At 65.5% G+C, this 19350-nt stretch carries 21 protein-coding genes and 1 riboswitch; of the genes, 8 read left to right on the top strand and 13 right to left on the bottom strand.

Annotated elements, in window-relative coordinates; all coding sequences use genetic code 11:
* Positions 1-153 precede the first annotated feature (153 nt).
* Genes ACOXXX_RS03755 through ACOXXX_RS03740 form a run of 4 tightly spaced genes read left to right on the top strand, consistent with a single transcriptional unit; the run spans position 154 to position 3362 of the window.
* Complete coding sequence (locus tag ACOXXX_RS03755) at positions 154-1641, top strand: FAD-binding oxidoreductase (RefSeq protein WP_422825210.1); 1488 nt, start codon at positions 154-156, stop codon at positions 1639-1641.
* Positions 1638-2042 carry a hypothetical protein gene (locus ACOXXX_RS03750; protein ID WP_422825209.1) on the top strand — a complete coding sequence of 135 codons (405 nt, stop codon included), beginning with the start codon at positions 1638-1640 and terminating at the stop codon, positions 2040-2042. Before ACOXXX_RS03755 ends, ACOXXX_RS03750 begins: the two co-directional genes overlap by 4 nt.
* Positions 2042-3085, top strand: a complete 1044-nt coding sequence (locus ACOXXX_RS03745; RefSeq protein WP_422825208.1) for a hypothetical protein — start codon at positions 2042-2044, stop codon at positions 3083-3085. The genes ACOXXX_RS03750 and ACOXXX_RS03745 overlap by 1 nt, the downstream gene beginning before the upstream one ends.
* A complete protein-coding gene (locus tag ACOXXX_RS03740) occupies positions 3069-3362 on the top strand; it encodes a hypothetical protein (protein WP_422825207.1) in 294 nt (97 codons plus the stop codon). Before ACOXXX_RS03745 ends, ACOXXX_RS03740 begins: the two co-directional genes overlap by 17 nt.
* A gap of 16 nt (positions 3363-3378) precedes the next feature.
* Here ACOXXX_RS03740 and ACOXXX_RS03735 read toward each other — a convergent pair whose 3' ends face one another.
* Positions 3379-4524, bottom strand: a complete 1146-nt coding sequence (locus ACOXXX_RS03735) for an ROK family transcriptional regulator (protein ID WP_422825419.1) — start codon at positions 4522-4524, stop codon at positions 3379-3381.
* 274 nt (positions 4525-4798) lie between these two features.
* Here ACOXXX_RS03735 and ACOXXX_RS03730 point away from each other — a divergent pair, with 274 nt between their 5' ends.
* The 3 genes from ACOXXX_RS03730 (at position 4799) to ACOXXX_RS03720 (ending at position 7762) form a co-directional block, all read left to right on the top strand.
* On the top strand, positions 4799-5836 hold the full coding sequence (locus tag ACOXXX_RS03730) for a sugar ABC transporter substrate-binding protein (RefSeq protein ID WP_422825206.1): 1038 nt from the start codon (positions 4799-4801) through the stop codon (positions 5834-5836).
* Positions 5837-5912: 76 nt separating this feature from the next.
* Positions 5913-6980, top strand: a complete 1068-nt coding sequence (locus ACOXXX_RS03725; RefSeq protein ID WP_422825205.1) for an ABC transporter permease — start codon at positions 5913-5915, stop codon at positions 6978-6980.
* Positions 6977-7762 carry an ATP-binding cassette domain-containing protein gene (locus ACOXXX_RS03720; RefSeq protein ID WP_422825204.1) on the top strand — a complete coding sequence of 262 codons (786 nt, stop codon included), beginning with the start codon at positions 6977-6979 and terminating at the stop codon, positions 7760-7762. The genes ACOXXX_RS03725 and ACOXXX_RS03720 overlap by 4 nt, the downstream gene beginning before the upstream one ends.
* Positions 7763-7844: 82 nt before the next feature.
* On the opposite strand, the gene ACOXXX_RS03715 is transcribed toward ACOXXX_RS03720, so the two are convergent.
* From ACOXXX_RS03715 to ACOXXX_RS03660, 12 genes are all read right to left on the bottom strand, one after another.
* Entirely contained in the window at positions 7845-8462 is a 618-nt protein-coding gene (locus ACOXXX_RS03715; protein WP_422825203.1) for a (d)CMP kinase, read from the bottom strand.
* A complete protein-coding gene (gene aroA, locus ACOXXX_RS03710) occupies positions 8459-9805 on the bottom strand; it encodes a 3-phosphoshikimate 1-carboxyvinyltransferase (RefSeq protein WP_422825202.1) in 1347 nt (448 codons plus the stop codon). The genes ACOXXX_RS03715 and aroA overlap by 4 nt, the downstream gene beginning before the upstream one ends.
* Before the next feature lie 92 nt (positions 9806-9897).
* Entirely contained in the window at positions 9898-10617 is a 720-nt protein-coding gene (gene trmB / locus ACOXXX_RS03705; RefSeq protein WP_422825201.1) for a tRNA (guanosine(46)-N7)-methyltransferase TrmB, read from the bottom strand.
* Positions 10618-10659: 42 nt separating this feature from the next.
* A complete protein-coding gene (locus ACOXXX_RS03700; protein ID WP_422825200.1) occupies positions 10660-11208 on the bottom strand; it encodes a histidine phosphatase family protein in 549 nt (182 codons plus the stop codon).
* Positions 11205-11951, bottom strand: coding sequence for a dienelactone hydrolase family protein (locus ACOXXX_RS03695; protein ID WP_422825199.1), 747 nt, complete (start codon positions 11949-11951; stop codon positions 11205-11207). Before ACOXXX_RS03695 ends, ACOXXX_RS03700 begins: the two co-directional genes overlap by 4 nt.
* 206 nt (positions 11952-12157) lie before the next feature.
* The gene (metK, locus tag ACOXXX_RS03690) at positions 12158-13336 is read right to left on the bottom strand and encodes a methionine adenosyltransferase (protein WP_422825198.1); all 1179 of its coding nucleotides are present in this window, start codon (positions 13334-13336) and stop codon (positions 12158-12160) included.
* A gap of 5 nt (positions 13337-13341) precedes the next feature.
* A riboswitch (SAM-SAH riboswitch) is annotated at positions 13342-13389 on the bottom strand.
* Positions 13390-13427: 38 nt separating this feature from the next.
* A complete protein-coding gene (lnt, locus tag ACOXXX_RS03685; RefSeq protein WP_422825197.1) occupies positions 13428-14915 on the bottom strand; it encodes an apolipoprotein N-acyltransferase in 1488 nt (495 codons plus the stop codon).
* The gene (locus tag ACOXXX_RS03680) at positions 14908-15852 is read right to left on the bottom strand and encodes a hemolysin family protein (protein ID WP_422825196.1); all 945 of its coding nucleotides are present in this window, start codon (positions 15850-15852) and stop codon (positions 14908-14910) included. The genes lnt and ACOXXX_RS03680 overlap by 8 nt, the downstream gene beginning before the upstream one ends.
* On the bottom strand, positions 15852-16391 hold the full coding sequence (ybeY, locus tag ACOXXX_RS03675; protein WP_422825195.1) for an rRNA maturation RNase YbeY: 540 nt from the start codon (positions 16389-16391) through the stop codon (positions 15852-15854). Before ybeY ends, ACOXXX_RS03680 begins: the two co-directional genes overlap by 1 nt.
* Before the next feature lie 26 nt (positions 16392-16417).
* The gene (locus tag ACOXXX_RS03670) at positions 16418-17407 is read right to left on the bottom strand and encodes a PhoH family protein (protein WP_422825194.1); all 990 of its coding nucleotides are present in this window, start codon (positions 17405-17407) and stop codon (positions 16418-16420) included.
* Positions 17408-17555: 148 nt separating this feature from the next.
* Positions 17556-17873: a hypothetical protein gene (locus ACOXXX_RS03665; protein ID WP_422825193.1), complete on the bottom strand. Its 318-nt coding sequence runs from the start codon at positions 17871-17873 to the stop codon at positions 17556-17558.
* Positions 17874-17884: 11 nt separating this feature from the next.
* Entirely contained in the window at positions 17885-18472 is a 588-nt protein-coding gene (locus tag ACOXXX_RS03660) for an OmpA family protein (RefSeq protein ID WP_422825418.1), read from the bottom strand.
* A gap of 524 nt (positions 18473-18996) precedes the next feature.
* On the opposite strand from ACOXXX_RS03660, the gene ACOXXX_RS03655 reads away from it, so the two are divergent.
* Positions 18997-19350 (top strand): hypothetical protein, encoded by a 354-nt coding sequence (locus tag ACOXXX_RS03655; protein WP_422825192.1) that lies wholly within the window; start codon positions 18997-18999, stop codon positions 19348-19350.

Genomic DNA, 19350 nt, shown 5'->3' with positions numbered 1-19350 from the left:
TGGCGTGTCGAACAGGGCGACCCCGGTCTGTGCGCCAATTCGAAATGATGACAGGCGTCAGCGCAGTCGGGAATACCCGACCGCCAGCCGTCTTGCGCCGGACAGCCAAGCCCGCCAAACTGCCTGGAACGACAACAAAGACTGTTTTTGGGCATGAAGACCTTTACCAGACGCGCCGCCCTGTTCGGCACCGGCGCTGTCATCGGCGGATGGCTCACCCAGCGCTATACCGCGTCCAACCCCAGCCTTGCCGGAACGCAAAGCCTCAAGCCCCCTGCCGCCGAAAACACGCTCAACGACGCCAGCGGCCTGAGCGAAACGCCGATCTTCCGCCATACCACGCTTACGCAGGATCCCGGTGCCGCGCTGACCGACGCCATCCGCGCCGAAATGACCGAGGCGCGCGCGGCGGGCCGGCCGGTCAACCTGTCCGCCGCGCGGCATTCGATGGGGGGCCAGGCGATCCCCCGCGACGGCCACGCCCTCACCCTCGACAACGGGTTCGTGGAGCTTGACAGCGCCAACCAGACCATGCGGGTCAATGCCGGTGCGCGCTGGTCCCAGGTCATCGCCGCGCTCGACCCGCAGGGGTTCGGGCCCAAGGTCATGCAGTCGAACCACGATTTCGGTGTCGCCGCGACCTTCTGCGTCAACGCCCATGGCTGGCCGGTCAAGCTGGGCCCGATGGGCGCCACCGTGCGCGCCTTTGACCTGATCCTGCCTTCGGGCGAATTGGTCACCTGTTCGCGCAGCGAAAACCCGCAGCTGTTCGCCATGTCCATGGGCGGCTACGGTCTGACGGGCGCAATCACCGCGATGGAGGTCGAGGTGGCGCCGAACCGCAACCTCGATCCCAGCTATGAAACCTTTGCCGCCGAAGAGTTCGGCACCCGCTTCATCGAGGCCATCAACGACCCCGAGGTCAACATGGCCTACGGGCGGCTCAACGTCGGTCGCGCGGATTTCTTTCAAGAGGCGCTGATGATCACCATGCGCCCCTCGGCCGACCAGTCCGACATCCCGCCCGCCTCCGGATCGGGGGCGGTGTCGAAACTCGCGTCCTATCTTTATCGCGCGCAGCTGGGCAACGAGCGGCTCAAGCGGTTCCGCTGGTGGACCGAAACCACCGTCGGCCCGGCCATTGCGGGCGGCCCGTTCACGCGCAATTCGCTGATCAACGAACCGGTGGTCACGCTGGATGACCGCAACCCCGACCGGACCGACATCCTGCACGAATATTTCGTCAGCCCCGACCGCTTTCCAGAGTTTTTGCAGGTCTGCCGCGATGTGATCCCGGCATCGTATCAGGAGTTTCTGAACGTCACGCTGCGCTACATCGACACCGACGCCACCAGTTGGCTGTCCTACGCGCCGGTCCCCCGGATCGCCGCGGTCATGTCCTTCAGCCAGGAATTGACCCAGCGGGCCGAGGCCGACATGGCGCGCATGACCCGCGCGCTGATCGAGGGGATCACCGATATCGGCGGCACCTATTACCTGCCCTACCGCCCGCACGCGACGGTGAACCAGTTCGCCCGCGCCTACCCCCGCAGCATCGAATTCGCCGAAGCCAAGCGCGTACTCGACCCCGATCTGCTGTACCGCAACGCCCTTTGGGACCGCTATCTGGAGACGCTATGACCACGCTGCAAAAGATCTGCCTTGGCTATACGGTCGCCCTGCTGGGGGCGGCGTCGCTGAACTACATCCCCGGGCTGACCGATGACGACGGACTGGCCTTCGGGATCTTCGAACTTGATCTCTTTGACGATGCGCTGCACGTGGCGTCGGCCCTGTGGGCGCTGGCGGCGGCGCTGATCAGTCACCGCGCGTCGAAGATTTTCCTGCTGCTCTTCGGCGCGCTTTACCTGGGCGACGGGGTGTTCGGGTTCTTCACCGGCTACGGCTACCTGGATTTCGGCATCTTCACCAACCCCAGCGCGGGCCTGTCGTTCACCCTGCCCCGGCTTTTCGCAAATGTACCGCACCTTTTGCTGGGGGGCTTTGCGCTTTGGGCGGGCCTGAAACTGGACCGCCGCTGATGCTGCGCTGGATGCTTCGGCTGCTGCTGGTCCTGGTGATCGTCATCGCCGGATTGTTGGCGCCCGTGGCCTATACCGAACTGGCCTGCACCGCGCCGGTCAAGCCCGACAGTTACGACGCGACCCTGCCGCCCGAGCATCACCGCAACGAAGGCCGGACCCTGCTGACCTACCCCGAATGGCACATCGTGCATGCCTATGACGATTATGCCCACGTCATCCGCGACGCCGATCCGCACGACTATGCCTATTTGCCCGCGATCACCGGCTACTGGTCGTCTCTTTGCGCGCTTACTTCCGCCGCCGCCGATCACGGCGGGGTGCCCACGGCGACCAAGCAATTGGTCTACACCATCGGGGTCAGCTTTACCGCCGAACTGCTGGCCAAGGCCGCCTATGAGGAAACGCTGGGGCGGCTTTTCACCGCGCTGCGCGGGCCGACCCACGCCCCGCTGGACGAACTGACAGCACAGCAGGCCGCCGACTATGCGCAGTTCCTGCAGCAGGTGCCCTGGTACAAATGGGATTTCACCGCCGCCCGCGCCGCGCTGTCCGCGGCTGCGACAGACGTGCTGCGCGACCGCGAACGCAATGTCGCCATCGGCCTGGAATACCGGTTCAAGGCCGCCTACGCAGGCGTCATCGCCGCCGCCGTCGACAGTGTCGGCGCGGATCAGCTGACCCTGCGCATGATCGTCACCGGGCTGACGCCAGATCAGCTTGCGCAGATCGACGGCGTGACCGTCATCGGCCCGCGCAGCGACGGCATCGAGATCGAGACGCCGCGCTACCGCGCGCTGACCCGGCTGCTGCGCGACATGGCGCTGAACGGGGCCGACTTCACCGAGATTGCGGGCAACGACGACATCCTCTTTACCGCGACATCGCTGTTTCCGCAGGCGGATGGGGCGCTTTTCAGCTTTGCGCGACAGGGATACGGAGACACGCGGCATCTGTTTCTGGTCAAGGTGCGTGAATTGGCGGGGCGGATTCGCGCGATGCAAAGCACACAGATGACGCTGGAACATGTTCACGACTATTAGACGCTGGACCGGCTACCTCGCGCTGGTGGTGGTAGGCTGGCTGACGGTGCTGGCGACGGTCATGCTGCTGAGCGACGCCGCACCCGGTGCTGTGGCGCTGCTGCCCGCGCGGGATTTCGTCCAGCGCCTGCCGGATGGTGCCGCGGTGGTCGGCGGCGGGGCCTACTGGGTCGCCATCCGCAGCGACCTGCCCGACCTTGGCGCGGCGCTTTACGGCGCGGGGGCGCGGCTGGTGCTGCCCGCCGGGCTTCCGGGCTGCCTGCCCCTGCCAGACTAAGCGCGGCAAGCCCGGATCAGGTCTGTTTCAGGATCGCGTTCTGATCGACCAGGAAGCGTTCCGACAGTGGCAGGCTTGCGGCCCCCAGCGCCCGCGCCTCGGGCCCGGCGGTGCCTGCCAGGATGTGAGGCGGCTGGATTCCCGCCAGGTTATGCGCCTGCAAGTGCTCCGCGGTGCGCGCCACCAGCGCCGCCCGCACCGAGGCCGGAATCCAGCCATCGATCAGCGCCGCCTCGAAATCGATCAGCGTGCAAGCGGCGACCACCGCTGCGGCCAGGCCCGCGGCGGTCCGGTCGATCCAGCCTTGCAGGATGGTGGCGTCGATCTCCCATCCGTCGGCCGACGGCCACAGGCTGTCAGCGCTGTCCCCGGCTTGGGACACGAGCCGTTCCAGGACCGAAAGCGACGCGATATCAATAAGCTGCACCACGTCCTGGCCATCGGGCACCGGCATCGATCCAAGCGCGCCCGCATTGCCCGACCGGCCGGTGAACAGGCTGCCGTTCAGCACCACGCCGCCACCGATGAAATAGCCGATGTAGAAGTACAGGAAATCCTGCGGCCGGTCCGAGGTGCCGAACACCAGCTCTGCCCCGCAGGCGGCAGAGGCGTCGTTTTGCAGATAGACCGGCATCTTCAGGTGCTCGGCCAGTTCCGCCCGGGTGTCGCGGTCCTTCCAGGCGGACATGGCTTCGGGCGACAGGCCAAGCGCCTTCGCCCAGTCCCACAGCTGGAACGGCATGGCGATGCCCAGTCCGGCGATCCGCGCGCGGCTGCGCGGCGGCAGGTCGGCGGTCAGTTCGGCAATGCCCTTGAGCGTGAAGTCTATCGTCGCATCCGGCGTTGGGTAGGCATGCAATCGCTGCAGACGGCCCTGCACCTGGCCCAGGAAATCCGTCAGCACCAAGACCAGGCTGCGGCGCCCGACCTTGAGCCCGAAGAAGAAGGCCCCGTCCGGCGCAAGGTGCATCGGAACCGAGGGCTGGCCCACCTTGCCGCGCACCGGTTCGCCCTTGCTCAGCAGCCCGTCTTCCTCGAGCGAGCGCATGATCACCGATACGGTCTGCGCCGAAAGGCCGGTCAGCCGGGCGATATTCGCCTTTGCCATTGGCCCCTGTCGGCGTAGGATGGACAGCACAAGGCGTTCGTTGTGGGCGCGCATGCCGGACTGGTTCGACCCGCGCACACCAGGCTGATCGATGCGCCGGTCACGGTCCGCCCCCTGCTGACCCGCAGTTCGGTCCACGTGATTTCCCCCCCTTTTACAACATCTTGAGCGGGTCGAACCGCCCTTGTCAAGAATAAGTCAGAGAGAATGATTTATTGACTTTCGTCCGAATCGTGTTCTTTTGTGCACAGTGTGGGCAGAGCCGGGAATCAGAATCCGGATGCTCCGGGGCACTTGCCCCCTGCAATTTAAACGGGAGGAAAACCAAATGAAAATGTCCTTTACCAAAGCAGCCCTGCTTGGCATGACCGCCGCAGGCGTCGTCAGCCTGGCCGGTGAGGCTCAGGCCGCAGCGCACGGCACCAGCGCCTGCCTGATCACCAAGACCGACACCAACCCCTTCTTCGTGAAGATGAAGGAAGGTGCGCAGGCCAAGGCGGATGAGCTGGGCGTTTCGCTCAAGACCTTCGCGGGCCGCATCGACGGCGATACCGAAACCCAGATCGCCGCGATCGAAACCTGCATCGCCGATGGCGCATCCGGCATCCTGATCACCGCGTCGGACACCGCCGCCATCGTGCCGTCTGTCGAAAAGGCGAAAGAGGCCGGCCTGCTGGTCATCGCGCTCGACACGCCGCTCAACCCCATCGACGCCGCGCACGCGACCTTTGCCACCGACAACTTCCTGGCAGGTGAGCTGATCGGCAAATGGGCCGCAGCAACCATGGGCGACGCGGCGGCTGACGCCAAGATCGCCATGCTGGACCTCGCGATCAGCCAGCCCACCGTCGGCGTTCTGCGCGACCAGGGCTTCCTTCAGGGCTTTGGCATCGAACTGGGCGACCCCAACAAGTGGGGCGACGAAGACGATGCCCGCATCGTTGGCCATGACGTGACCGCCGGCAACGAAGAAGGCGGCCGGACCGCCATGGAAAACCTGCTGGTGAAGGACCCCGACATCAACGTCGTCTACACCATCAACGAACCCGCCGCCGCGGGCGCCTACCAGGCGCTGCAACAGATGGGCAGCACCGACGGCGTGCTGATCACCTCGGTCGATGGCGGCTGCCCGGGCGTGCAGAACGTCGCGGACGGCGTGATCGGCGCCACCTCGCAGCAGTATCCGCTGCGCATGGCGTCGCTGGGCATCGAGGCGATTGCCAAGTTCGCCGAAGACGGCACCGTGCCCGAGCCGACCGAAGGCAAGGACTTCTTTGACACCGGCGTGGCCCTTGTCACCGACGCGCCCGTCGACGGCGTCGAGTCGATCTCGGTCGAAGAAGGCCTGGAGCTTTGCTGGGGCTGAGCTGACGCCCTGACGCAAAACGCTCATGCGGGTGGCCTTCGGGCCTCCCGCCCACGCACTTCGGGAGGAACGGACGATGGCAGAGGCGGACAACTACGAAGAAAGCACGCGCGGCGGCGATGCCGATGCGCAGGCCGAATTTGAACAGAACCACAAGGGCGTCATTGGGCAAATCCACAACGTTCTGCATGCGGCCCCGGCGCTGGTGCCGCTGATCGTTCTCGTGGTCGCCGTGATCATCTTTGGCCTTTTGAACGAAAATTTCTGGCGTGTTTCCACGCTGTCGCTGATCTTTCAGCAGATCGGCATCGTCGGCATTCTGGGCATCGCGCAGTCGCTGGTGATCCTGACCGCGGGCATCGACCTGAGCGTCGGCGCCATGGCGGTGCTGAGTTCGGTGATCATGGGGCAGTTCACCTTCCGCTACGGGGTGCCGCCCGCCGCCGCTATCGGCATCGGGCTGGTCGCCGGGGCCTGCATGGGGGCAATCAACGGCTATCTGGTGGCCAAGCTGCGCATCCCGCCCTTCATCACGACGCTGGGCACCTGGCAGATCTTCCTTGCCGCCAACTATATCTATTCCGCGAACGAAACCATCCGCAGCCAGGACATCGACGCCAATGCCCCGTCGCTGAAATTCTGGGGTTCGACCTTCAACGTTGGCGACGCGCGCGTGACCTACGGGGTGGTGCTGTTGCTGGCACTGGTGGCGATCATGGCCTACGTGCTGCGACAGACGGCCTGGGGCCGACATGTCTATGCGGTGGGCGATGACGAAGAGGCGGCACAGCTCTCGGGCGTCAACCGATCGCGACAGCTCATACAGGTCTACACGCTGGCAGGCTTTTTCTGCGCGCTGGCAGGCTGGGTGATGATCGGCCGCTTCGGATCGGTGTCGCCTTCGGCCTCGACCGGGCAGTTGGGCAACATCCAGGCGATCACCGCGGTGGTGATCGGGGGCATCTCGCTCTTTGGCGGGCGCGGCACGATCGTGGGCATGTTCCTCGGCGCGCTGATCGTCGGCTGTTTCGAGATGGGCCTGCGCCTGGCCGGCGCTGATGCGCAGTGGACCTATCTGCTGATCGGCGTGCTCATCATCGCTGCCGTGGCTGTGGACCAATGGATCAGAAAGGTATCGGCATGACACAGGAACCCATTCTCAAGGCTCGCAACCTGGTCAAGCGCTACGGCAAGGTTACGGCCATCGACCATTGCGATTTCGACCTCTACCCGGGTGAAATCCTGGCAGTCATCGGCGACAACGGCGCCGGCAAGTCGAGCCTGATCAAGGCCGTGTCGGGGGCGGTTGTCCCCGACTCCGGCGAAATCTGGCTCGAGGGCAAGAAGGTGCTGTTTCACAGCCCCATCGAGGCGCGCGAGGCGGGCATCGAAACCGTGTACCAGACGCTGGCCATGTCGCCTGCGCTGTCCATCGCCGACAACATGTTCATGGGCCGCGAAATCCGCAAGGAAGGCATCATGGGCAAGGTGTTCCGCCAGCTCGACAAGAAGAAGATGGAGGATTTCGCCCGCAAGAAGCTGAGCGATCTGGGTCTGATGACGATCCAGAACATCAATCAGGCGGTCGAAACCCTGTCGGGCGGTCAGCGGCAGGGCGTGGCCGTGGCCCGCGCCGCGGCCTTCGGGTCCAAGGTGATCATCCTCGACGAACCGACGGCGGCGCTTGGCGTCAAAGAATCGCGCCGGGTGCTGGAGCTGATCCAGGATGTGAAATCGCGCGGCATTCCGATCATCCTGATCAGCCACAACATGCCGCATGTGTTCGAACTGGCCGATCGCATCCACGTGCACCGGCTGGGCAAACGGCTCTGCGTGGTCCGCCCGGGCGATTACACCATGTCCGACGCCGTGGCCTTCATGACCGGGGCGAAGAAGCCGCCCGAAGGGGCGATGTCGGCGGCCTGATCATCGGACCTTTCCGAATGACCCAAGACCCCGTCCTTCACAGCGAAGGGCGGGGTTTTTCCTTGCTTTGCCGCAGGTTTCTTCAGTCCTGCGCGGTGCGCGCGGCCTCGACAATCGCCACCGCCCGCGCCACTGCCGCGTCGATGTCGAGCGTCGAGGTATCAAGCACATGCGCGTCATCCGCCGGGCGCATCGGCGCGTCGGCCCGGCCCTCGTCGCGGGCATCGCGTTCGCGGACATCGGCCAGCACCTCGGGCAGGTCGGTTTCCACCCCGGCGGCCAGAAGTTCCGCCAGCCGCCGCTCTGCCCGTACCTCGGCGCTGGCGGTGACGAACAGCTTTGCCTCGGCTTCGGGGCAGATGACGGTGCCGATATCGCGCCCGTCCAGCACCGCGCCGCCCTGCCGCCGGGCAAAGGCGCGCTGGAAATCCACCAGCGCGGCGCGCACCTCGGGGATGGCGGCCACCTGCGATGCGGCGCGGGCCACCTCGGGACTGCGCAGATCGCCCGCCTCAAGATCGGCGGCCACCAGTGCAAGTACTGCGTCAAGCGCGGGCGTGCCGTCCAGGGTCCGCCGCCCCACGGCGCGGTATAGCAGGCCGGTATCCAGATGCGCGAAACCGAAATGCGCCGCCACGGCCTTGGAAATCGTGCCCTTGCCCGCCGCCGCAGGCCCGTCGATGGCCACCGTGAGGGTCATGTCCGGTCGATCCGCGCGCCAAGCTGGGTCATCAGCGGCTCGAAAATCGGGAAGGACGTGGCGATCGGGCCGCCGTCGTCCACCGACACCGGCGCCTTTGCGGCAAAGCCCAGGATCAGGAAGGACATGGCGATGCGGTGATCCAGATGGCTTTGCACCAAAGCCCCGCCGCTGACACCGCCATGGCCGCGCCCGGTGACGATCCACCAGTCCTCGCCCTCCTCGACCTCGACCCCGCAGGCGCGCAGGCCGGTGGCCATGGCGTCGATCCGGTCGCTTTCCTTCACGCGCAACTCCTTGACGCCGCGCATGACGGTCTGCCCGGTCGCGCAGGCCGCGACCACCGACAGGATCGGGTATTCGTCGATCATCGACGCGGCGCGGCCGGGCGGCACCTCGATGCCCTTGAGGTCGGGCGAAAACCTTGCGCGCAGATCGGCAACAGGCTCTCCCCCCTCTTCCCGCATGTTCTCAAAGACGAGATCCGCGCCCATCTCTTGCAACGTGGTGAAGAGCCCCGCACGCGTCGGGTTGAGCCCGATGTTCGGGACCAGCACGTCAGAGCCTTCGACGATCAGCGCCGCACAGACCGGAAAGGCGGCAGAGCTTGGGTCGCGCGGCACCACGATTGTCTGCGGTTTCAGCTCTGGCTGGCCGGTCAGGGTGATCACCCGCCCCTGGGTGCTGTCCTCGACCTGCACCTGCGCGCCGAACCCTGCGAGCATGCGTTCGGAATGATCCCGCGTCGCTTCGCGTTCGATGACCACCGTGTCGCCCGGGGCGTTCAGCCCTGCCAGCAGCACGGCGGATTTCACCTGCGCCGACGGCACCGGCGTGGCATAGCGCACCGGCACCGGATCGCTGGCACCCACAATGGTCATCGGAAGCCGCCCGCCCGTGCGCCCGACCGCCCGCGCGCCGAAAAGCGCCAGCGGGTCGGTGACCCGCGCCATGGGACGCTTGTTTAGGCTGGCGTCGCCGGTGAAGGTGGCGGTGATGGGCGAGGTGGCCATCGCCCCCATGATCAGCCGTACGCCGGTGCCGGAATTGCCGCAATCTATGACGTTCTCAGGCTCGGCAAAGCCGCCCACCCCGACCCCCTGCACCGACCACTCGCCGCCGCCGTGATCCGTCACCTCGGCACCGAAGGCCTGCATCGCCTTGGCGGTGTCGAGCACGTCCTGCCCTTCCAGCAACCCGGTGATGCGCGTTTCGCCCACGGCCATCGCGCCCAGGATCAGCGAGCGGTGCGAGATCGACTTGTCCCCCGGCACATCCGCCGTGCCGGTCAACGGGCCGGACCGCGCGGCGGTCATCGGGATCGGGGTGCCATGTGCGGACATGCGGAAATTCCTTGTTGCTCGACGCGTGATAGCAACGCCTCTGAGGATCGTCCATCGCTCTGGCGGGCAAATCGGCGGATAAACCGCCGCCCTCAGCGTCTGCGAAAGGTCAGGTAATGCGGCACCCGGCCTTCGCGCAGGGCCTTTTGTTCGTATCGGGTCGAGAGCCAGTCATCCCAGGGCCGCCGCCAGTCGTCCGGGCCTTCGGCCAGCCAGTCAAAGCCGGCCTTGGGCACCTCGACCAGCGTCTGGCGAACGTAGTCGGAAATGTCCGTGGCCACCCTGAACTCCGCTCCGGGCTTCAATACCCTGTGCAGCGGCTCCAGGAACTCGGGCGTGACAAAGCGCCTGCGGTGGTGGCGTTTCTTGGGCCAGGGATCGGGGTAAAGCAGAAAGGCCTTTTCGATGCTTTGATCCGGCAGCACATCGAACAGATTGCGCACGTCGCCAGGATAGATGCGCAGATTGTCCACGCCCGCCTTGCGCACCTTGCCCAGCAGCATGGCGACGCCGTTGATGAAAGGCTCGCATCCGATGATACCGGTCCCCGGATTTTGTCCCGCCTGATGCACCAGATGTTCACCGCCGCCGAACCCGATCTCGAGCCACAACGGCTTGCCGGCGCATACGCCCTCCGGGTCCACCGGCGCGCGCTCCGGGTTTATGTCCCAGTCGATGGCCCCGGGCGACAGCGCGGCCAGATCCTCGTCCAGATACGCCTCTTGCGAAGGGCGCAGGGTCTTGCCCTTGAAACGGCCGTAAAAGTTGCGCCAAGGCGCGCCCGAGGGGTGTTTGTCAGCGATCTTTGTCATGGGCGCGGGTGTAGCGGGGCCGCGGGCCCTGCGCAACGGCTGTCAGGGCGCGATCAGAATGCTGCCCAGCACATCCAGCCCGGTGTCGCCGCGCCGCACCACCAGCACCTCGCCCGACCGAGTGCCGGTGCCTGTCAGCGCCGAGATATTGACCTGGTGGGTGACGATGATAGGCCGCCCGCCACGGGCGTCGATTTCGGCCAGCGCGGCCCCGGTCTGCGCCGCGCGCGCATCGAAGTCGCGGAAGAACGAATTGAAGGCCGCCACCTCGGTGACCGGGCCAAGCTCCAGCAACTGCGCGGTGTCGCGGCAGCGGCACCACTGGCTGGTCAGCACGGCGTCAAAGGCGATGCCCCTTTCGCGAAACGCCGCGCCGATGCGCCGGGCCTGTTCGCTGCCCGCGTCATCCAGATTGCGCTGGGTGCTGCAGTCGTCCAAGTCAAAGGCCGCCGGATCGCCCGTTCCGGGGGCAAGCGCGTGGCGCATGATCGCGAAGGCGCCGGGCTGCTCCAACGCCTCCCAATCATTGGCCGCGACGATCCCCGGCCAGAGCAAGCCGAGGATCAGGATGAAATGCGCCAGCAGCCTCAAAGCTGCGCGTCAAGGAAGTCCTGGAGACCTTCCCAGCTTCCCTGATCGGCGTTGAGGTCGTAATCGTTCGAGCCGTAGACGGTAAAGCTGTGGCGCGCGCCGCCAAAGACCTCGGCCCCGTGTGTCACGCCCGCCGCCTGCAGCTGGTCCAGCAGGGCCGCCAAATCGCCCATGCCCGACACCGGGTCGGCGCTGCCGTGGAACAGCATGACGGGGGCGGTGACGCCGGAATAATCCTGCCCCTCGGGTGTGCCAAGGCCACCGTGGAAGCTCACGAAGCCGTCCATCTCGGCACCTGCCCGCGCCGCTTCGAGCACTGCGGCCCCGCCAAAGCAGTAGCCCATGATCACCATGGCGTCGGTCGCCCCGGGGATGTTCGCCGCCTCTGCGATGGAGCCCATGAGCCGGGCGCGAAACTCCTCGCGGTCGCCGTAAAGCGCGCCCGAGAGGGCGCGGTTTTCATCCACACTTTGCGGGTTCTCGTCCGCGCCGTAGACGTCGATTGCAAAGGCTGTGTAGCCCAGTGCCGCCAGCATCTCGGCCCGGCGTTCTTCGTAGGCGGTCATGCCGTCCCAATCGTGCACGATCAGGATCGTGCCCTTGGGGGTGATCGCACTGTTGGTTGCAACATAGCCTTCGTATTCGCGATCACCGACGGTGTAGCGGTGGTAATCGGCGGTCAGTTCGGCCTGCGCCGCGGTGGCGGCGGTCAACGCGAGCATGGCAAGGCTGGTGCGGATCATCTGTTTTTCCTCCCGGTTTTGGATGCCTTAGGGGAAAGATAGAGCCGTGGGGCAAAAGGAAAGGCGGGGCTTCGATGTCTTGGCCAGCGCCTTTTCCGCCGTGACCGCGCCGGGCCGGGGGGAGCATCGGCCGGTCGCGCAAGCGCCGCATGCCCAAACGCGAAAGGGCGGCCCGAAGGCCGCCCTTGTCTGGTTATGATGTCGCCTCAGACCGCTTTTTTCAGCGCGTCCGCCAGATCGGTGCGTTCCCAGCTGAAGCCGCCGTCGGCTTCGGGGTCGCGGCCGAAGTGGCCATAGGCCGCGGTGCGTGCATAGATCGGCTTGTTCAGCTCCAGATGCGTGCGGATGCCGCGCGGGGTCAGGTCGATGACCTTGGGGATCGCCTTTTCGATCGCCGCGGCGTCGACTTCTCCGGTGCCGTGGGTGTCGACATAGATCGACAGCGGCTTGGCCACGCCGATGGCATAGGAAAGCTGCACGGTGCAGCGCCCGGCCATGCCGGCCGCCACGACGTTTTTGGCCAGATAGCGTGCCACATAAGCCGCCGAACGGTCCACCTTGGTCGGGTCCTTGCCCGAGAACGCGCCGCCGCCGTGCGGGGCCGCGCCGCCATAGGTGTCGACGATGATCTTGCGGCCTGTCAGGCCGGCGTCACCGTCGGGGCCGCCAATGACGAAGGTGCCGGTCGGGTTGACCCACCATTCGGTCGCATCGGTGATCCAGCCGTCGGGCAGCACTTCGCGGATGTAGGGCTCGACAATCGCGCGCACGTCGTCGCTGCTTTGGCGTTCGTCCGCGTGCTGAGTGGAAAGCACGATCTGCGTCACGCCCACGGGCTTGCCATTCTCATAGCGCACCGAAAGCTGCGACTTGGCATCGGGGCGCAGCAGCGGCTCAGAGCCGTCCTTGCGCACCTCGGCCAGCCGGCGCAGGATCGCGTGGCTGAACTGGATGGGCGCCGGCATCAGCGCGTCGGTTTCGTCCGTGGCATAGCCGAACATGATGCCCTGATCGCCTGCACCTTCGTCGCCGCGTTCACCGGTGACACCTTGCGCGATATGCGCGGACTGTTCATGCAGCAGGTTGGTGATCTCGCAGGTGTTCCAGTGGAACTTGTCCTGCTCATAGCCGATGTCCTTGATGCACTCGCGGGCAATATCGGGGATCGACGCCATGAATTGCGACAGTTTCGCCTGATCGGTCAGCCCGACCTCGCCGCCGATGACGACGCGGTTGGTGGTGGCAAATGTTTCGCAGGCAACGCGGGCCAGCGGATCCTCGGCCAGGAAGGCATCCAGAACCGCATCGGAAATCCGGTCGCAGACCTTGTCCGGATGGCCTTCGGAAACGGACTCCGAAGTGAAGATATAGTTATTACGTGACATGAAAACGCTCCATTAGGGTCGCCCGTCACGCCAGGAAGCCGTTGTGACAGGGTTATTGACTGACGCTCAGTACGCGGGGGCCGGGGGCGCGTCAATGCGCATTCCGGCGTCGGCGCCAAAGCGCGAGCCCGGAAAGCAAGCAAAGCACCAGAAACGCCGGCAAATCGCCGGTGCGTGCGTAAAGCGTGGGCGGCAGCGGCGGCGGCAGCGGATGATCCAGCGCACCGGCCTGCCCCAGCGGCAGCGCGGCCAGCACCCGCCCTGCCCCGTCGATCACCGCCGACACGCCGGTGTTGGCCGCCCGCAGCATCGGCAGCCCCTGCTCGATGGCGCGGATCCGGGCCTGCGCCAGGTGCTGATACGGCCCGGACCAGTCGCCGAACCACGCGTCATTGGTGATCTGCAAGAGCATGTCCGGCCGCGCCGCCGTGCCGCCTACATCTTGCGGAAAGACCGCCTCGTAACAGATCAGCGGCAGGGCCATGCCAAGCGGGCCCAGGTCCAGCAGCCCCGGCCCCTTGCCAGGCGCATATCCGCCCTCTGCGCGCGAGGCGAGGCCGAAGATGTTGTAGCGGGCAAAGACACCGGCGGCGGGCATGTATTCGCCGAAGGGCACCAGGTGGTGCTTGTCGTAGATCTGCACGACCTCGGTACCGGCCATGGCCGCGATCAGAGAGTTGTAATAGCGCGGGCCATCGCGCCGCTGCACGCCCACCACCACCGGCACAGGGCCTGCCGCGTCGCGGATCACCGCCAGCGCCTCGGACGCCTGGTCAAGCAGCATCGGCAGGGCCGTTTCGGGCCAGACCACGAGGTCGGGGCGCGGCGACTGAGCGGTCAGCGCGACCTGACGGTCGAAGAAGATCGGGATCAGCCTGCGGTCCCACTTTTCATGCTGGGCGGCGTTGGGCTGCACGAGGCGGACCACGGGCCGCCCCTCCTCTGCCTGCAGCGCCGGTTTGATCAGCATGCCCCCGCCCAAGAGCACCGCGCCAAGCACCAGGGCCCCGATGGCGGGCATCGCACTGCGGTGCAGGATCGCCGTGGCGGCGAGGACGGCCAGTGCCGCGGTGGCCAGGCTCAGCCCGTGCGGGCCGATCACCGACACCCACTGGATCGCGTCGCTGGGCGCCCAGACATAGGGCAAGAGCCCCCAGGGAAAGCCGGTCAGCACATAGCTGCGCATGAGCTCTGCCGCGGCCCAGAACGGCGCCAGCGCCCAAAGCCGCCCGGTCTGCGCCGTGCACCAGAAGGCCAGCGCCCAGAACAGCGCCAGCCCGCCCGACAGGCCGATCAGCGCGAAGGGGGCCATCCAGCCGGTGGCGGCGGCGTCGATCTGGAAAGGCTCGATGATCCAGCCAAGCGCCAGGGCAAAATACCCCAGACCAAAGCCCCAGCCGACGCCGGTGGCACGGCCCGGCACCAGGTTGCGGCCCAGCAGGACCACGCCGACCACCAGCCCGGCCAGCGCCAGGTACCACAGATCGTATGGCGCCTGGCCCAGGGCAAAGACCGCCCCCGCGGCAATCGCCAGCGGCAGGCGCAGCCACAGCGGCCAGCGCGATGCGGTGTCAGGCACGGCCCAATCCGGCCTCGGGTTTTGTGGCGGATGCGCTGGCGGCGGCCGCGGCGGCGGTGCCGGGGCTGCCCGGCATCCGGGCACGCACGCGCTTGATCCGGCGCGGATCGGCGTCCACGACCTCGAATTCTATGCCCGAGGGATGCGGCACCATTTCGCCGCGCGCGGGCACGTGGCCCGCCAGCATGAAGATCAGCCCCCCAAGGGTGTCGATCTCTTCGCCGTCGATTTCCTCGTGATCGGTCAGGCGCAAGCCGATCTCGGCCTCAAAATCCTCGAGCGGAGTCTTGGCCTGCGCCAGGTAGCAGCCGGATTTCTCGCGCGTCCAGAACTTGCCTTCGTCGGTATCGTGCTCATCCTCGATCTCGCCGATGACCTGTTCGATCAAATCCTCGATCGTGACCAGACCGTCGACACCGCCGTATTCGTCGATCACCAGCGCCATGTGGCGGCGTTCGGTCTGCATCTTGGTCAGCAGCACCCCGATGGGCATCGACGGCGGCACGAAGAGCAGCGGGCGCAGCATCTTCTTGAGCGAGAACCGCGCGCCGCCGCCGTTGAACCCGTGCATGAGCGCGAAATCCTTGAGATGCGCGAGGCCCACAGGCGTATCGAGCGTGCCGGAATAGACCGGCAGCCGGGTCAGGCCGCTTTCGCGGAAGACCTTGACCAGTTCGTCCTTGGTGATGGTGTCGGGCACGGAAACGATGTCGGCCTTGGGGATCGACACATCCTCGACCCGCATGCGGCGCAGGTTGATCATGCCGTGGGTCACCGGTCGGGGCGCGTCGGCCTTGGCCCCGTTGACGCCGTCGGCGGCATCGTCCGACGGGCTGAGCGCCCCGACGATCCGCCAGAAAAAACCCTGGTGCTTGCTGTTCTCTTCAGTCTCACGCGCGCTGTGCGCTGCGTTAGACGAGCCGTCTGTGTCGTCCATCAATCCTGTCCGTTATCGGGCCGCAACGGCCCTTCCTGCATGCTATATGGGTCTGCGATACCCAGTTTGCCAAGTATCGACCGTTCAAGCGATTCCATCAACGTGGCATCCGGGTCACGAATATGATCATAGCCCAGCAGATGTAACACCCCGTGAACGACAAGATGCGTCACGTGATCCGACGGGCGCTTTTCCGCCGCTTTCGCTTCGGCCAGGCAGGTCTGCAGGGCGATGGCGATGTCGCCCAGCGGTTCAGGCGCCTCCGCGGTCCCTGAAGGGACCATGTCGGGCGCACTGCCAGGGCTCTCGGGTGCCAGGTCCCAGGCGGGCCAGCTGAGCACGTTGGTGGGCACGGGTTTGCCGCGGAAATCGGCGTTGAGCACGGCGATGCGCGCATCGTCACAGCCCAGAACCGCAATCTCATAGCCCTGGGGATCAAGGCCCAGATGCCTCAGGGTCGCGCAGGCGGCGGTTTCGGCCAGCGCCTCCAGATCGAGCGCCTGCCAGCCGTCCTCCTCGAGGATCGTTTCCGTCAGCACGGGCGGTATCCCTTGAGACGCGGCGCTCAGACCCCGCCCTCTTTCTCGTAGGCTTCGATGATCGCGGCGACCAGCGGGTGGCGCACCACGTCCTTGGAAGTGAAGTAGTTGAAGCTGATCTTCGTGATCTTGCCCAAGAGCCGTTCGGCATCCGCCAGACCCGACGGCATGCCGCGGGGCAAATCGACCTGCGTGCGGTCGCCGGTGATAACCATACGGCTGCCTTCGCCCAGGCGGGTCAGGAACATCTTCATCTGCATCGAAGTGGCGTTCTGCGCCTCGTCCAGCACCACAAAGGCATTGGCCAGCGTGCGCCCGCGCATGAAGGCCAAGGGTGCTATCTCGACGGTCTTTTCCTCGATCATCTTGGCCAGCTGCTTGCCCGGCAGGAAATCGTTCAGCGCGTCATAAAGCGGCTGCATGTAGGGATCGACCTTGTCCTTCATGTCACCGGGCAGATAACCCAGCTTTTCGCCCGCCTCGACCGCCGGGCGGCTCAGGATGATCTTGTCGACCTGGCCGGTGATGAACATGTTCACGCCGACAGCGACGGCCAGGTAGGTCTTGCCGGTGCCCGCAGGCCCGATCCCGAAGGCCAGTTCGTTATGAAAGAGCGCGCGGACATAGGCCTTTTGCGCGTCGGTGCGCGGTTCGACCAGTTTCTTGCGGGTCTTGATTTCGACCTTGCCGCCGTGAAACATCTCAAGCTGCGCGTCGGGCCCCGGCGCGTCTGGGGCCGCCATGCGGAATTCGCGGTCGATGTCGCCGGGGTCGACGCTGCGCCCCTGCTCCAGCCGGGTGTAGAGCGATTGCAGCACATCCACCGCCTCGGCCTGGGCGGCGGCATCGCCGTGCACCGCCAGAAGATTGCCCCGGCGCAGGATCTGCACCCCCAGCCGGGTTTCGATTTCGGTCAGGTTGCGGTCGAATTCGCCGCACAGTTCAATGAGAAGTCGGTTATCGGGAAATTCTACGAGCGCCTCGGCCAGCGGCGGGCTCTGAATACCTGTGGTCACGCATGTCTCCAAGATTGCGAGTCGTGGCGATGGTGCCAAGCCCCGAAGGGTAAGGCAAGCGAATGCGCCGGATGACGCCGGGGCCCGACGGAAAAAGGCCGCGCAGCGGGCAACTGCACGGCCTTTGCTGTGTTCCGGCTCCGCAAGGTTACAGCGGATCGCCGATGATGTTGGTGGACCCACCCTTGAAATTGCCGGTCACGACGGTCGGCGGCGCGGTGCCCGAGCACACGGGCTTGCCGTATTTGTCGAGCCGCGCGGACAGATAGCCTTCGACGCCGTCGTCGATGATCCAGTGGTCGCAGCCGTTGGGGTCGATCCAGACACCGGCCTGCATCCCGCTCAGATCGTCACGGTCGAAAAAGTTGCGATCCTGGCTTTTGTCGGGGCCGATCGGAATATCCGGCGAACACGCCGCCAAAGATGCGAGCAGCGGCAGCGCCAGCAGAGTTCTTGCGAATGTCATGTCCGGTCCCCTTAGCGGATGCAGATGATTTCGACGCGACGGTTCTTCGCTTTGCCGGTTGTGGTGGCGTTGGTCGCGGCGGGCATGCGTTCGCCGTAGCCACGTACGTCAACGATGTTGGCGCCGACGGAACGGCCCACGGCTGCGACCGCATTGGCCCGGTTGTAGCTGAGGCGCATGTTGTATTCGTCGCTGGCGCGGCTGTCGGTGTGGCCCGCGATCACGTAGGCCGTGGCCGAGGCGGAGCGGAAGAATTCCGCCAGCTTGGCCTGACCGGACTTTGAGATGCGGTACTTGTCGGTGGCAAAGAACTGGTCGGTGTTCATGACGCCGCAGACATTGCCCCGGCGGCAGACCGGGATGCCCTTGCGGGTGACATGCGGGGTCATATAGCCCTCGACACCGTCGTCCATGACCCAATGCTCACAGCCATCGGGATCGACCCAGATGCCCGGAATGTAGCGTTCGCCCCGCACCGTGCGGGTGTTCTGCGTCGAAATGAAGGGCGCGTTGGCGGCCCCCTCTTCGGCGGATGCCGCCCCGGCGGCCGCAAGGCACATCCCGGAAGCAAGTACCGCGACAGACAGCGCGGCGCTCATGGCTTTGGTAATAAAATTCGCCACAGCCTTTGTCCCTTTTATTGTTTCTTCCCCCAGCCCGGTCATGCGGAATCGCTGCACTGCGGGCAAACTGACTATAATCAACACTTTAGCAAACATTCCGCGTCTGTGAAGCGAAAACCACCAGATATAGTGGCCAAATGCGAATGCGCCCCTAGGACAGGCAAAACCGGGCGCGCCCAAGTCTGAAATTCACGGATTCCAGAGGCTTGGGGAATGCTCTTAAACCGATCGCCGGATTGGCAAAGGTCGTGTGGCCGTCATGCGCGCGCCCCGACGCGGTGGTTGCAATGGGAAGGAGGCGGGGATTGTTTCCGGAACGTGGCCAGACCCGCTCTCGCAAGCCGATTGTTTCGGACATGTTGCAAAAAGGTTAATTTCTGTGTCGCAACCCGAATTGTGGCTATTCTATGGCAGCGCGTGGGCCGATCGCAAAACCTGCGGCACGTCGGACCCGCGATTCGCTGAACGAGATCGAAACCGTCAATCCAAGGGACCTGTTCATGAAAGTTACCATTATTGTCACTGCGCTTGCAGCTGCGTTTGCCGGTCCGGTCTGGGCGCACGGTGCGAACAACAAGCGTGATCACCCGCATCTTGAGCGGCCACATGTCCACGAGCGCACCACCATTGTGGTGAGTTGTTTCAGAGGACCGTGGAAAGACGTCATCTGGGACCGTCCGAATTCGAACTTCGTCGATAGCCTGGTCAACGCCGGATACACCTATCCAACGGCCCACGCCATTGCCGAGCGGGTTTGTCGCGACGACAGCCTTGTCGGCAATCCCGGCGCGATGAAGGCGGCGATGGAACGCATCTTCCACGACGCGGCATCGCACAGAAACCGCAACCACTGA

The sequence above is a fragment of the Thalassococcus sp. BH17M4-6 genome, from assembly GCF_049323015.1.
Lineage (GTDB): Bacteria > Pseudomonadota > Alphaproteobacteria > Rhodobacterales > Rhodobacteraceae > Puniceibacterium.
Note: the sequence above shows the minus strand (reverse complement) of the source record. Positions and strands in the feature narration are given on the sequence as shown.

What these genes read in the sequence shown, in the direction of transcription:
- ACOXXX_RS03740 (WP_422825207.1), top strand. Translation starts at nt 3,069, where the DNA reads ATGTTCACGACTATTAGACGCTGGACCGGCTACCTCGCGCTGGTGGTG.
- ACOXXX_RS03750 (WP_422825209.1), top strand. Translation starts at nt 1,638, where the DNA reads ATGACCACGCTGCAAAAGATCTGCCTTGGCTATACGGTCGCCCTGCTG.
- metK (WP_422825198.1), bottom strand. Translation starts at nt 13,336, where the DNA reads ATGTCACGTAATAACTATATCTTCACTTCGGAGTCCGTTTCCGAAGGC.
- ACOXXX_RS03715 (WP_422825203.1), bottom strand. Translation starts at nt 8,462, where the DNA reads ATGACCCTCACGGTGGCCATCGACGGGCCTGCGGCGGCGGGCAAGGGC.
- ACOXXX_RS03720 (WP_422825204.1), top strand. Translation starts at nt 6,977, where the DNA reads ATGACACAGGAACCCATTCTCAAGGCTCGCAACCTGGTCAAGCGCTAC.
- ACOXXX_RS03755 (WP_422825210.1), top strand. Translation starts at nt 154, where the DNA reads ATGAAGACCTTTACCAGACGCGCCGCCCTGTTCGGCACCGGCGCTGTC.
- ACOXXX_RS03730 (WP_422825206.1), top strand. Translation starts at nt 4,799, where the DNA reads ATGAAAATGTCCTTTACCAAAGCAGCCCTGCTTGGCATGACCGCCGCA.
- ACOXXX_RS03725 (WP_422825205.1), top strand. Translation starts at nt 5,913, where the DNA reads ATGGCAGAGGCGGACAACTACGAAGAAAGCACGCGCGGCGGCGATGCC.
- ACOXXX_RS03695 (WP_422825199.1), bottom strand. Translation starts at nt 11,951, where the DNA reads ATGATCCGCACCAGCCTTGCCATGCTCGCGTTGACCGCCGCCACCGCG.
- ACOXXX_RS03665 (WP_422825193.1), bottom strand. Translation starts at nt 17,873, where the DNA reads ATGACATTCGCAAGAACTCTGCTGGCGCTGCCGCTGCTCGCATCTTTG.
- ACOXXX_RS03660 (WP_422825418.1), bottom strand. Translation starts at nt 18,472, where the DNA reads ATGAGCGCCGCGCTGTCTGTCGCGGTACTTGCTTCCGGGATGTGCCTT.
- ACOXXX_RS03735 (WP_422825419.1), bottom strand. Translation starts at nt 4,524, where the DNA reads ATGCGCGCCCACAACGAACGCCTTGTGCTGTCCATCCTACGCCGACAG.
- trmB (WP_422825201.1), bottom strand. Translation starts at nt 10,617, where the DNA reads ATGACAAAGATCGCTGACAAACACCCCTCGGGCGCGCCTTGGCGCAAC.
- aroA (WP_422825202.1), bottom strand. Translation starts at nt 9,805, where the DNA reads ATGTCCGCACATGGCACCCCGATCCCGATGACCGCCGCGCGGTCCGGC.
- ACOXXX_RS03745 (WP_422825208.1), top strand. Translation starts at nt 2,042, where the DNA reads ATGCTGCGCTGGATGCTTCGGCTGCTGCTGGTCCTGGTGATCGTCATC.
- ACOXXX_RS03680 (WP_422825196.1), bottom strand. Translation starts at nt 15,852, where the DNA reads ATGGACGACACAGACGGCTCGTCTAACGCAGCGCACAGCGCGCGTGAG.
- ACOXXX_RS03655 (WP_422825192.1), top strand. Translation starts at nt 18,997, where the DNA reads ATGAAAGTTACCATTATTGTCACTGCGCTTGCAGCTGCGTTTGCCGGT.